General features: G+C 48.9%; 12 protein-coding genes (1 of these 12 only partly in view). 6 read left to right on the forward strand and 6 right to left on the reverse strand.

The window, feature by feature from the left end; all coding sequences use genetic code 11:
- Nucleotides 1-25: 25 nt before the first annotated feature.
- Both argB and slmA read left to right on the forward strand, forming a co-directional pair.
- The gene (gene argB / locus ACOJUO_RS07940) at nt 26-931 is read left to right on the forward strand and encodes an acetylglutamate kinase (protein WP_422139464.1); all 906 of its coding nucleotides are present in this window, start codon (nt 26-28) and stop codon (nt 929-931) included.
- A 132-nt stretch (nt 932-1,063) separates the two neighbouring features.
- Nucleotides 1,064-1,654 (forward strand): nucleoid occlusion factor SlmA, encoded by a 591-nt coding sequence (gene slmA / locus ACOJUO_RS07945; protein WP_422136201.1) that lies wholly within the window; start codon nt 1,064-1,066, stop codon nt 1,652-1,654.
- Between the two features lie 144 nt (nt 1,655-1,798).
- Here slmA and pyrE read toward each other — a convergent pair whose 3' ends face one another.
- Nucleotides 1,799-2,443 carry an orotate phosphoribosyltransferase gene (gene pyrE, locus ACOJUO_RS07950; protein WP_422139465.1) on the reverse strand — a complete coding sequence of 215 codons (645 nt, stop codon included), beginning with the start codon at nt 2,441-2,443 and terminating at the stop codon, nt 1,799-1,801.
- A gap of 912 nt (nt 2,444-3,355) precedes the next feature.
- Between pyrE and ACOJUO_RS07955 the strand changes: the two genes are divergently transcribed.
- The gene (locus ACOJUO_RS07955; RefSeq protein ID WP_422136203.1) at nt 3,356-4,132 is read left to right on the forward strand and encodes an exodeoxyribonuclease III; all 777 of its coding nucleotides are present in this window, start codon (nt 3,356-3,358) and stop codon (nt 4,130-4,132) included.
- A gap of 190 nt (nt 4,133-4,322) precedes the next feature.
- On the opposite strand, the gene ACOJUO_RS07960 is transcribed toward ACOJUO_RS07955, so the two are convergent.
- The gene (locus tag ACOJUO_RS07960) at nt 4,323-5,690 is read right to left on the reverse strand and encodes a hypothetical protein (protein WP_422139466.1); all 1,368 of its coding nucleotides are present in this window, start codon (nt 5,688-5,690) and stop codon (nt 4,323-4,325) included.
- Nucleotides 5,691-6,049: 359 nt separating this feature from the next.
- On the reverse strand, nt 6,050-6,769 hold the full coding sequence (gene rph / locus ACOJUO_RS07965; RefSeq protein WP_422136205.1) for a ribonuclease PH: 720 nt from the start codon (nt 6,767-6,769) through the stop codon (nt 6,050-6,052).
- A 317-nt stretch (nt 6,770-7,086) separates the two neighbouring features.
- Here rph and ACOJUO_RS07970 point away from each other — a divergent pair, with 317 nt between their 5' ends.
- Nucleotides 7,087-7,950, forward strand: a complete 864-nt coding sequence (locus ACOJUO_RS07970) for a YicC/YloC family endoribonuclease (RefSeq protein ID WP_422139467.1) — start codon at nt 7,087-7,089, stop codon at nt 7,948-7,950.
- Nucleotides 7,951-8,026: 76 nt separating this feature from the next.
- Here the strand turns inward: ACOJUO_RS07970 and ACOJUO_RS07975 are convergent, their stop codons facing one another.
- The 3 genes from ACOJUO_RS07975 to epmB form a co-directional block, all read right to left on the reverse strand.
- Nucleotides 8,027-8,281, reverse strand: a complete 255-nt coding sequence (locus ACOJUO_RS07975) for a hypothetical protein (RefSeq protein ID WP_422139468.1) — start codon at nt 8,279-8,281, stop codon at nt 8,027-8,029.
- A gap of 132 nt (nt 8,282-8,413) precedes the next feature.
- Nucleotides 8,414-10,090 carry a hypothetical protein gene (locus tag ACOJUO_RS07980; protein ID WP_422136213.1) on the reverse strand — a complete coding sequence of 559 codons (1,677 nt, stop codon included), beginning with the start codon at nt 10,088-10,090 and terminating at the stop codon, nt 8,414-8,416.
- Nucleotides 10,091-10,183: 93 nt separating this feature from the next.
- Nucleotides 10,184-11,239, reverse strand: a complete 1,056-nt coding sequence (gene epmB, locus ACOJUO_RS07985) for an EF-P beta-lysylation protein EpmB (protein ID WP_422139469.1) — start codon at nt 11,237-11,239, stop codon at nt 10,184-10,186.
- 29 nt (nt 11,240-11,268) lie between these two features.
- Here epmB and efp point away from each other — a divergent pair, with 29 nt between their 5' ends.
- Both efp and epmA read left to right on the forward strand, forming a co-directional pair.
- Complete coding sequence (efp, locus tag ACOJUO_RS07990; RefSeq protein ID WP_252177617.1) at nt 11,269-11,838, forward strand: elongation factor P; 570 nt, start codon at nt 11,269-11,271, stop codon at nt 11,836-11,838.
- Nucleotides 11,839-11,945: 107 nt separating this feature from the next.
- A protein-coding gene (gene epmA / locus ACOJUO_RS07995) for an EF-P lysine aminoacylase EpmA (RefSeq protein ID WP_422139470.1) crosses the window boundary here: on the forward strand, nt 11,946-12,154 show its start. 790 nt of this gene lie beyond the right edge of the window; the window shows 209 of its 999 coding nt (coding positions 1-209); the start codon lies at nt 11,946-11,948; the stop codon falls past the right edge of the window.

Below are 12,154 nucleotides of genomic sequence, written 5' to 3' on the forward strand. Positions count from 1 at the left end.
TGATTGTGTTTTGTGAGGAGTATTGATGGATAAAGCAACCCAACTGCCATTGCATGATCGGGCCCGGGTGCTCACAGAGGCTCTGCCTTATTTACAGCGTTTTGCAGGTAAAACCATAGTCATCAAGTACGGTGGCAACGCTATGGAGAGTGAAGAGCTTAAAAATGCCTTCGCCCAGGGTGTCGTCATGCTGAAAGCTGTGGGCATCAATCCTGTTGTTGTTCATGGGGGCGGCCCTCAAATTGGGTCCATGCTGAAACGCCTGAATCTGGAAACCCGCTTCGTGCAGGGAATGAGAGTGACAGACTCCAGTACCATGGATGTTGTCCAGATGGTGCTCGGTGGTTTGGTCAACAAGGAAATAGTCACGCTGATAAATAACAACGGTGGTCGTGCAGTGGGTGTCACAGGTAAGGATGGTCGCTTCATCCGGGCACGTCGTCTGCAAGTGACTCATAAGACACCGGAAATGTCTGCACCGGAAATCATAGATATTGGCCATGTGGGTGAAGTGGAGTCCATCGATACCGGTATTGTTGAGATGCTACAGAACTCGGACTTCATTCCTGTAGTTGCACCTATCGGTGGTGATGATTCGGGTCTGTCTTATAATATCAATGCCGATCTGGTAGCGGGTCGTCTTGCAGAAGCTCTGAATGCGGAAAAGTTGTTATTGCTGACCAATACTCCGGGGCTACTCAGTAAAGAAGGTGAATTGTTGACCGGACTGGATTCCGTGCAAGTTGAGAAGCTGATTGCTGATGGCACGATTTATGGCGGTATGCTGCCAAAAATCCAGTGTGCCCTGAGTGCAGTCAGTAATGGGGTAAACCGGGCTCATATCATTGATGGAAGAGTTCCCCATGCCCTGCTACTGGAACTTCTGACCGATCAGGGTGTGGGTACCCTGATTACTGGCGGTCATGCGTGAACAGCCTCTGAGAAAAGAGACAGTGATCTTTACAGTCAGAGGTCAGCGGCATTTTCGGCTCAAGGCTGTTTGGAGGCTGAAAATTTTTCACGGACATTTTTCACGGACATAGTAAGAGTGTGTCGAGAAGTAATGGATAAAACCAGAAAGTTTTCCCGAAAGGATCAAATTCTGCAGGCACTGGCTCATATGCTGGAAAATGCCCCCGGGGAGAGGATTACTACCTCGTCTCTGGCCAGAGAAGTGGGGGTGTCTGAAGCAGCGCTTTACCGCCACTTTCCCAGCAAGGCCAAGATGTTTGAAGGACTGATAGAGTTCATAGAAGATACTCTGTTCTCAAGGGTTAATTTGATAATGGAAGAAGAGCAGCAGGCTTTGCGGCGCTGCGGCATGATGCTGCAACTTCTGCTGGGTTTCTGTGAGAAAAACCCTGGTTTGACTCGTATTCTCACAGGCGATGCTCTGGCTGGAGAGCCTGATCGCCTTAGACAGAGAGTCTTCAAACTGTTTGACCGGTTGGAAACCCAGATCAAGCAGGTCCTGAGAGGTGCTGAATTAAGTGAGGGGCTGAGACCTCAAGCTACTCCGGGTGCTATGGCTAATATGTTGCTCTCCATTGCTGAAGGACGTATTTGTCAGTACGTGCGCAGTGAGTTCAAACGGAAGCCAACTGAGCAGTGGCTCGCACAATGGGAAGTGCTTGCAACCGTCGTCTTCAGATAAGCACGATGTGTCAGTGGGCGACTCAGTGATCGCCCTTGCTGCTTTGACAGCCGTCTGCGTTTAGACTGGCGCAAGAGACTGTCAGAGCAGCGAAACAGGCCGACATGATCGAAGAGAGCCGCTTATTACTGATGCCAGAGATTGTTATGAGACTCCGTAACGTTCCCTGTATTCCCTGATGGCAGGGGCATACATCTTTATATCTTTATTCTCTTCGGCATACGACAAAAGGTCATTCAGTGTGACAATGCTGACCACAGGGATGGAAAAATCTCTCTCAACTTCCTGGATGGCTGACAGTTCGCCCTTGCCTTTTTCCTGACGGTCCAGAGCAACCATGACTCCCGCCGGACTGGCAGGGCTCTGATCAATAATTTCCATAACTTCACGAACAGCAGTACCTGCTGTGATCACGTCATCCACAATAATGACACGACCTTCAAGGGGGGCTCCGACGATATTGCCTCCCTCGCCGTGTTCTTTAACTTCCTTGCGGTTGAAACACAGGGGCGTATTGAGGTCGTGATGCTCAGATAATGCAACTGCAGTGGTAGTGGCCAGAGGGATGCCCTTGTAGGCCGGACCAAAAAGAATATCGTACTCAATACCAGAATTGACCAGGGCGTGAGCATAGAACTGCCCCATTTTGCTGATGGCTTCGCCAGTGTTGAAAAGGCCGGCATTAAAGAAGTAGGGCGATTTTCTGCCAGATTTGAGGGTAAACTCACCGAAGCGAATCACCTGTTCTTGCAGGGCGAAGTCTAGAAATTCTCTCTGATAATCGAGCATGATCTATCAAGTGCTTATTCGAAAAAAGGTAGCTTTATTTTACCGCGAAAATTCTTCTCATGCAGGCTCTGAAGCGATTTACATGATTCCGGTCAAATAAAGTTTGGGTCACTGGCGCCGCTTGCAGCAGGACGAACCGTCAACCTGTAGGAGGCTTTTATAAAACCCCATAAAATGGATCGGAAATGCTGAACGCTATTCTTACGACAGTGAGTTTGTAATTCTGTGTTTAGCCTTGAGTAAGAAGGTCAGTAAACTGTATGGGAACCCTCAATTTTGAAAATACCTTTGCCAACTATCCATGGGTGCAGCTATTCTCGAAAGTAGTGTCTTTAAATGAAAAAAAGCCAAAGTGATGTTTTGATGCCTGACGACAGTGCACTGCTCTGATATTTTGAGAAGCTGTTGCAGCATTTATGCGGATAAACATATCGGCGACAACCCTGTATCATTCTTCAGTTAAAATTCCCTCTTTTCCTGTACTCTGTGTAGTTGAACTTTTACCTTGGAAATGCAGCACTTTTAACTATTAAGTCATTTCCAGGGTTTAATCAGGGCTGTATAAGGCTGGTCCCGGATCCGGGAAGCAATGCTCTGGTTATGGAGAGAGACCTGTGACTATTCAGGTTATGAGTCGATTCCCAAGTCATTGGAGGCCGTCGCAAAGGTGCTGTGCCTGACTGATACTGCGTTAAAAGGTGATTCAAAATGCTCATTTACTCCTTGTAAACTTCGCTTTTTGCCACTTTTTTCCCTGTCTCAGCTTTGTCGCTGCTTTTGCAACACCCTCATTGGCCTGAGGCAGATGCAGGATTAAGCCTGTTTTAATGACTGTTGACTCAGGTCGACAGTTCAATCAGGTAGTTTGCTTTATGCCGGGCCAGGTCTGGTTCAGGTAAGGTGTAGTCAATAATGAGAGTTATCAGCTTTAATTGCGAAGGCATAAAAAACGCGCGTGAAAAAGGTCTGCTTGGCTGGTTGATGGACCAGGATGCCGATGTCATCTGTTTGCAGGACATTCGAGAAGATGAGTTTGCAATGGAAGAAGACCAGTATCAGCTCAATGGATATTTCTGTTATGCACACGGTGGTTATGACAGGAAAGATTGTGGCGGTGTAGCCATTTATACACGTCAGGCGCCCAAAGCTATTATCAGCGGGCTTGGTTTTTCCGAGGCGGACGAAACAGGGCGTTATATTCAGGCTGACTTTGACAAGATCAGTATTGCCAGCATGCATGTGCCTGAAGGTCATGATGCTGCCAGCCAGAACTTCAAGTATCGCTTTCTGGACAATTACTCCCATCATCTGAACAAACAGCGTCGCAAGCGCCGTGAATTCATTATGGCGGGTACCTGGAACATTGCTCATCGCAAGATTGATGTGGCCAACTGGCGCGATTCTGAAGAAGTTTCCGGTTTTCAGCCTGCTGAACGTGGCTGGATGGAAGGTCTGCTGGGTGATATGGGCTTCTTTGATGCTTATCGTGAAGTGGATCGTGAGTCTGGCAAATACAGCTGGTGGCAGGATGAGTTTCTGCGTCACGATAATCTGGGCATGCGTATTGATTATCAGATCATTACGGCCGGGATGCGTCACAGTGTCCTGAATGGCGGCATCTACAAAAACCAGGCTTTCTCCAGCCACGCGCCGGTCATCATCGATTTTGACTGGGAACTGGAGAGCTGATCTGTACCTTCTTAATAGCAGTTTGTGTCGATAATGTCAGACGGGTTGCCTGACAATGACAGTAACAGCAGTGTCGCAAAGAGTGGGTGTTTAATAATTCTATCCTTGCCTCCTGATCTACAGAGAGGAAGGATAGATCAAGAAAATAAGTGTGTTTTTTTGACTTTCTCATCAAAGGGCGGGTATCAGTTCAAGGGATGAGGTCATTATCCTGGTTCGCATCAACAGGCTTGCGTTTTCGATGAATTCTTTTGTGATTCGAAAGGGCTTTAGCATTCTGACCGATCCATCCGCATGGCCGTGGCTGGCGATCCTCCCCGATTACTGTCAGGTTACAGGTTTTTTGTCTGGTGTGGGTTCTTTTGTGATTCGACAGAGCTTTAGCATTCTGGCAGACCATTCCGCACGGCCTTGACGGGCCATCCTCGCTGACTAGTATTACGTCACAGGTTTTTTGCCCGGTGTGGTATTTGGTTTTGTGATACGACAGGGCTAGCTTATGCTTGTAGATCTTCCCGCACAGTCGCTGCTGGCCATCTTCCCCGGTAACGGTTGCACCACAGATTTGTTGCCTGGTGTGGGCGTATCTTTTGTGATTCGACAGGACTTGTGCATTCTGGCAGACCGTTCCGCATGGCCGAAGCTGGCCAAGTTCTCCGACGACTCTTACGCCACAGATTTTTTGCGTGGTGTGATATTGGGTTTTGTGGTTCGACAGGGCTTTAGCATTCTGGCAGACCATTCCGCATGGCCCAAGCTGACCATCCTCACCGACTAAAGTTAAGTCGCAGGTTTTTTGCCCGGTGTGGTATTTGCTTTTGTGAGAAATAAGTACTCTTTCATTCTTGAAGACCTTCCCGCATTGCCGCAGCTGGCCATCATCTCCCATCAGGATCACGTTGCAGGTTGCCTGTCCGACAGGGGGAGTTGTATCAGCTGCCTCTGAAACCATTGAGTTTGAGGCGACTCCGTTTACACTATTGGATGGGTCGGAAGATTGTCGGAATCGACAAACGTCGTCACAGGGATAGACAAAACAATTTAAACCCAAAGTATGGAGGGATTGTCCAGGGTCTTCATTACCGCCGCCAGTGTCAGAATACAGTAGGCCGCTGTAATAGCATGTAATATGAGTAGTGGCCTGTGAGGTATTCTGGCCCGGTGATTGTGATGACTGATATTGTGGTTGGTCCTGTTCAGTGCCAGGCATCATAGTGGTGATCGCAAACGGGGGATTTTGACCCGTCTCCTGTCCTTCAATTGGGTTAAACAGCGATGAGTCGGGGTTCCAATAGTTTTTTAAAAGCCAGCCGACAGTGATAACCGCTTCCAGAAGCAGCCATGAATAAGGGGTTGGGCACTGGGAGGTTTTTTTTATCCAGTAACTGTCAGGTTTGTGTCGTTTGTTATCAGTCTGTGAATCGGGTTCTGTATAGCCGTTTGTGTCGGCAATCTCAGACGGGTTGCCTGACAATGTTCGTCGGTCAAGCTTTATCAAAAAGTTCTGGTTTGAAAAATCTGCATTCCGTTCAAGCTCGATAACAAAGTGTTTTGTCAAGGGTTTAGCCTGGCAGATGGCAGACAACGTCAGTAACAGCAGTGCCAAAAAGAGTAAGTGTTTAATAGTTCTATCTTTGCCTTCTGGTTTACAGAGAGGAAGGATAGATCAAGAAAATAAGTGCGTTTTTTGTGTCTTCACTCATGAAAGGGCAGATGTCAGTCGCAGGGCTTGGGAAATCATTCCGGTTCACATCAAAAGGTCTTGCCCTTTCGATGTGCTCTTTTGTGATTCGACAGGATTTTTGCATTCTCGCAGACTGTCTCGCATTTAACAGATAGCTGCCAGGCTGTCGGTTATCAATATCCTTTCGTCCCATCGGGTTATGCCAGACCGGCAGGCGGTCTGGATCAAGCGGTTTATTCTGCCAGAGCCTCTTTCTGCAGGTTAATCAGGTCATTAATGCCTGCTTTAGCCAGAGCTAACATGGCTGTCATCTCGTTTTGACTGAACGGTGCTGCTTCAGCGGTACCCTGAATTTCAATGAAACCACCCTCTTCTGTCATGACAACGTTCATATCGGTTTCAGCGTTGGAGTCTTCCGGATAATCCAGATCAAGAACCGGGCTGCCTTTGTAAATACCTACAGAAACAGAAGCAATCAACTGAAGGAATGGATCATTCTTGATGATCTTTTTCCTTTGCATATGGCGGATCGCATCAACAAGAGCCACGCAGGCACCGGTAATAGAGGCTGTACGGGTACCACCGTCTGCCTGGATAACATCACAGTCGATGGTGATGGAATTCTCGCCCAGTTTTTTCAGGTCAACAGCAGCACGCAGTGAGCGGCCAATGAGACGCTGAATTTCCAGGGTGCGGCCACCCTGCTTGCCTCTGGCGGCTTCGCGGCCCATGCGATCTGTGGTTGATCGGGGCAGCATACCGTATTCGGCGGTCACCCAGCCTTGTCCGGAACCTTTCAGAAATCGGGGGACTGACCTGTCGACAGACGCTGTGCAGATCACTTTGGTGTTGCCAAACTCAACCAGCACTGATCCTTCAGCGTGCATGGTGTACTCACGAGTGATTTTGATGTTGCGTAACTGATCCGCAGTTCTTCCACTAGGACGCCGCATTGTCTTACCTTCTACCGCCGGGAATATTAAAAGCGGAATTATAACCAACGCCGACGTTGGGCTCTATGTTTGCCATAAAATAACCATTAATGGCCGGAAGTTGATCGAGGCTTGATACTGCTTGCTGTTGATGTATCCTGCAACACCGGACCACAAACTTTCGCTCTGAAAAAGATTGGGTGGTTCCCGTTCTGCTTCCTGATCCGGGTTGATCAGGATTCCGACATCTTCAAAGGCGGCACTCGGGGCGGTTGCTTTTCAGTGCAGTAATTTATGCTCAGCCGATGTGGCTGACGGTTCTTTTAGCAGGGATACTTATGACTTCCAGTATGACGGCATTTGCCCGCACTCAGGTCCAGGAGGGCTGGGGCAGTCTGGTGTGGGAAATTCGTTCAGTCAATCATCGCTACCTGGAGCCTCATTTTCGTCTGCCAGAAGCTGTCAGGGAAGTAGAACCTGCATTGCGAGAAGCATTGAGAAAGCATCTGCACAGGGGTAAGGTCGAATGTTCATTAAAGCTGCAACTGGCAGAAGTTCAGCAGCAGATGAACGTCAATGAATCGGCCCTGGAAGCTCTGCAGTCAGTGGTCAACAAAGTTGAAACCTACTTCATCAATGCTTCCGGCGTAAATCCTCTGGAGGTCTTGCAATGGCCCGGCATTATGGACAATGAAGAGACCAATATGGCTCCGGTTCATGCGGCGGTTATCAAAGCCTTTGAAGAGGCTCTGATACAGCTGTCGGATTTCCGTCGCAGAGAAGGGGGCGAGTTGGAGAAGTTCATCCGTTTAAGGCTGCAAGGCGTGACCGAAGAAGTAGAGAGCGTGCGTTCTGTTCTCCCTGATTTGCTGGAGTCCCAAAGACAAAAAATCATGGATCGTCTGAAAGAAGCCAAGGCTGAACTGGACCCGGATCGACTGGAACAGGAATTAGTGTTTCTGGCTCAGAAAATGGACGTTGATGAAGAGCTGGATCGTTTGTCGACCCATGTTTCTGAAGTTAAACACACCCTGGGCAAGAAAGGAGCTATCGGGCGCCGACTTGACTTCCTGATGCAGGAACTCAACCGGGAAGCCAATACGCTGTCCTCAAAATCCATCAACGCAGGTCTGACACAAAGTGCCGTTAATCTTAAGGTGTTGATTGAGCAGATGCGGGAGCAGATTCAGAATATCGAGTGATTTGTTCTGGTATCAGTTTTGAACATCGTTAAGTGCTAACCATGGCGCCTCCTGCGTTCTGGCGACGGTGGAAGTGTCACTCAGACGACATCTTTTTAATTTTATCCATCGATATCGATTGCCAGTAAGGGCAGCCCGTGTATCGCCAGTTTTGAATGACGCCGTTGGAAGAAGTAGTAAACGACTGTCGACAAGTGCTCATCAGGTAGGCTGAGCCCCAGTTAGAGACCCAGCTATAAACTTTATTACCATTCTTCAGTTCCAGCATGGAACTGGGGGCTCCCCAGTTACTGATGGCTTCTTCTACGTGGTGGCCGTGCCAGGAATCCATGACCTCCTGAGTGGTGCTACAGCCTGTCAGAAGGAAGGTGAATGGTAGTACATATTGCAAAGAATGGTTGCTGAACACTTTATTGCCCCTGCTTCGATCTTCAGGGTTGAATCGAAAAAAGTATAGAAGCGATCAGTACTGATCTTCCAGCAGCCGAAATTTGAACTGTCTATAGCCTGGTGAACTGGAGATGCATTCCAGCAGTTGACCTTTTCGGATTTTGTCTCCCTGAAGCAGAGTGAATTTCAGTCCACTTTTGAATGAGACCCTGGGCGTTATCAGGGTGGGCATATCATTCACGGCTGGCATGACCGGTAGAAGGAAAGCTCTCTGATAGTGACTGGTGTCCATGTTTTTTTTCAGAGGCGTAAGCGCACAGGGTTTTGTTGAGGCAGACAGAAGTTCCAAACCTATGAGCAGATCTTTTTGATTATTCACCTGAACCCAACGGACTGCGGCCAGTAACCAGTTTTTCTGGCCGGTTTCCCTGACGGCCAGAAGCTCCCCGGTTCGCAGTTGGCGTTCAAGATCACCACTGGTGCTCAGGCAGTAACCCCCTGCGCAGGTATTGATGATCGAGCAATCATAGACGGGATAGAGAGAGCCCTGATTGCCTGAGCGGGTAAATTGAATGGATGAAGTGCTCGTGGACATCTTTGTATCTTCATCCGTATGGGTGTCATGGGCTTCGGACCAGGCATCACTACTGTCATTGGAAGAGAAGCTACTCATACCGGATTGGTTATGGGCTATATGTCTGGAAACCATTTCATCAAACGACTGCTGGCCGTGCAGGAAATAATGAACAGCGCTGAAGCCAAAGCAGATTTCACAGCTGTCTGAGCTTGTCTGACGTTGGTGTTTTCGTTGCCCGGGAAGGCTCCATGCAGCTGCCAGATGATCAATGACCCGTTTTGTCAGAGCTCCGGGTTTTTCTTCCGAGACCGATTCGCTCAGCTTTTTGAGGTGCGCGGTCAGCAGCCTGGAATCCAGAGCCATAAGGTGATCATTTTTTTCTCCTTCCAATAGAGAGCTGTAGAGCAGCCCTTCATCGGAATCCAGATTGACCACAAAGTGCGACCGGCTGTTTTCAACCGGCTCGAGTTTGCTGTGCGGTGCCCAGAGACAGAGGGCCTTGAAAATCTGTCGGATTTCCTGAGGTCTCAGCTGGTTGGATCGGGAACGACTGAGTAGCAATGCACGCTTATACAGATCTGAAAGAGACAGTTTTCTGGCCTTGGTAGTGATGGCATCCTCTAGGCTGAAAGTGTCCAGATTTTGTGTGCGGGCAGTAAAGTACAGGGTGTGCATTTCCAGCCACACCCGCTCGGGAGCAGGTCGATAATACTCACAGGTAAAGAGCAGAATGGAGGCACTTTCAGTCAGTGAGCGATGCAATGCGGCGCCCAGAGGGCTGGAAGCATCCTCCTGGTTCTGGCTGCTGCGCACAATCACTTTGTAGACTCTCAGCAGTCTGAGCAGCAGTTTCAGACAATTATCGTATTCTACCTGCTGAGCATCGTTAAAAGTGATGATATCTTTCAGAACCTGATTCTGACTCTGATGAACCAGAAAATAAACGACGGGTCTGAATTGCTCAACCAGAGACCACTGAAGAGAAGGCTGTACTTTGAGGCGAGCCAGCTCTTCCAGTGCCTGCCCTATTGATTTAAACGACAAAGATCTATCAATTTTAGGCAGCTCACTGAGCCATTGATGAACTCCGTGCACATCGGTCTGGCTGAACGATAAAGTGTTCAGGCTCTGAGACGGGAGCTGCAGCGGAATCCTTTCGTTCTGCGCGTCCATGAAATCATCCTGATTGTCTGCCTGTTAAAAATCCTTTAGGACCATTTCTTATATTAAGATCACGGGCTTAAAGAATCCAGCGTGACAGACAGGCTAATTAACCGGTATGGGGGTTTTGCTGGCTTCTCCTGCTACTTCTTTGACCAGCCTGGGGACCAGGTAACCCGGACATTTCTGCATCAGCTCGTTAACGAGCACTTTGGCTCTTTCTTCCGTTACGTCAAAGTGGGCGGCACCCTGAACCCGGTCCAGAAGATGCAGGTAATAGGGTAGAACTCCGGCATTGAACAGGGTGTGACTCAGATCGGCCAGTGATCCGGAGTCATCATTGATGCCTTTAAGCAGCACCGTCTGGTTCAATACTATTGCACCCGCTTGTCTCAGCTTTTGCAGCGCTCGTTCAACCTGTTCATCGATCTCATTGGCGTGGTTGCAGTGAATCACCATAACGGGTTTCAGCCTTCCGCTACAAAACCAATGAAGCATTTCTTTGGTGACTCTCTGGGGAATAACAATAGGCAGTCGGGTATGAATTCGAAGCGTTTTCACATGGGGTATATCGGACAGTGCCTCTACCATACGAGCAAGGCGACTATCCGTGGTAGCCAGTGGATCTCCGCCACTCAATATGACCTCATGAATACTGTTCTGAGTGCGAATGTATTCTATCGCCTGCATCCAGTTGTCTCCGCCCAGCCGGTTGTCCTCATAAGGGAAATGTCGCCGAAAGCAGAAGCGGCAGTTTATGGCACAGGCTCCGCTGATAATCAGAAGCAGTCTTCCCTGATATTTATGAATAATGCCCTCGGTCGGGTTCTGAGACTGTTCTGCCAGAGGGTCGAGACTGAACCCACTGACTTCCTCACACTCTTCACCCAGAGGCAGAACCTGTCTGAGCAGCGGATCGTACTGGTCACCCCGGGTCATCCGATCTATAAAAGGACGTGGAATCCGCATACGAAAAGACTTGTCGCTTTTGATGGCCCCCGGCAACAAAGTGTCTGGAAGATTCAGAATGTTGAGCAATACTTCAGGGTCGGTGACTGAATCAGCCAGCACTTTTTTCCAGTTGTCTGGTTGCTCTTCAGGAAGCATAAAACGGGTTGATAGCTTGTCAGTATGCACACCGTCCTCGTAACGGGTTATCATAGGGGTTTTCATTTTGCTGGTAGTGTCCGATGGCTAGTTATAGTACCAACGAATTTCGTTCAGGTCTCAAAGTGATGCTGGAAGGTGATCCCTGCGTCATCATTGAAAACGAGTTTGTAAAACCGGGTAAAGGTCAGGCCTTTAACCGCGTCAAGTTCCGCAACCTGATGAGCAACCGTGTCTGGGAGCGTACCTTCAAGTCTGGTGAAAGCATCGAAGCGGCAGACGTGATGGACTATGACATGGAGTACCTCTACACCGACGGTGAATTCTGGCACTTCATGATGACTGACGGTTCTTTCGAGCAGCACGCTGCCAGCAAGGAAGCCGTGGGGGATACTCTCGATTGGCTCAAGGAGCAGGAAGTATACTCCGTAACCCTTTACAACGGATCTCCTCTTTCTGTGAGCGCACCTAATTTCGTAGAGCTGGAAGTCATTGAAACCGATCCGGGCCTGAAAGGTGATACTGCCCAGGGCGGCTCCAAGCCAGCCAAGCTAAGTACTGGCGCTTCCGTGAAGGTGCCTTTGTTTATCACTGAAGGTGAAGTTCTGAAAATCGATACCCGAACTGGTGAGTATGTGGGTCGTGTGAAGTAATTGACCGTTACCTCCAGCCTTTGGCTGGAGGGCTTTAGCATCGTCCGCCGCTTTAATTGATTGCGTCCCTCTGAGGGCTAACATGTGACTCATTTGGCAAATGGAGTATGACTTACATGTCATCCGACAACTGGAAGCCCTCTGCCTCAATCTCGACACTGCAAGAAAGAGCCCGGCTGTTCGCCAGAATCCGGCAGTACTTCGACGAGCAGCAAGTGATGGAAGTGGATACGCCCATGCTTTCTGCCAGCGCAACTGTAGATCTTCATATCGATAGTTTTGTCACTAGCTTTTTACCTATCGGTGGAGGTAGTGA

The organism is Endozoicomonas sp. ALC020 (assembly GCF_049275935.1).
In the GTDB taxonomy this organism is placed as follows: Bacteria; Pseudomonadota; Gammaproteobacteria; order Pseudomonadales; family Endozoicomonadaceae; genus Endozoicomonas_A.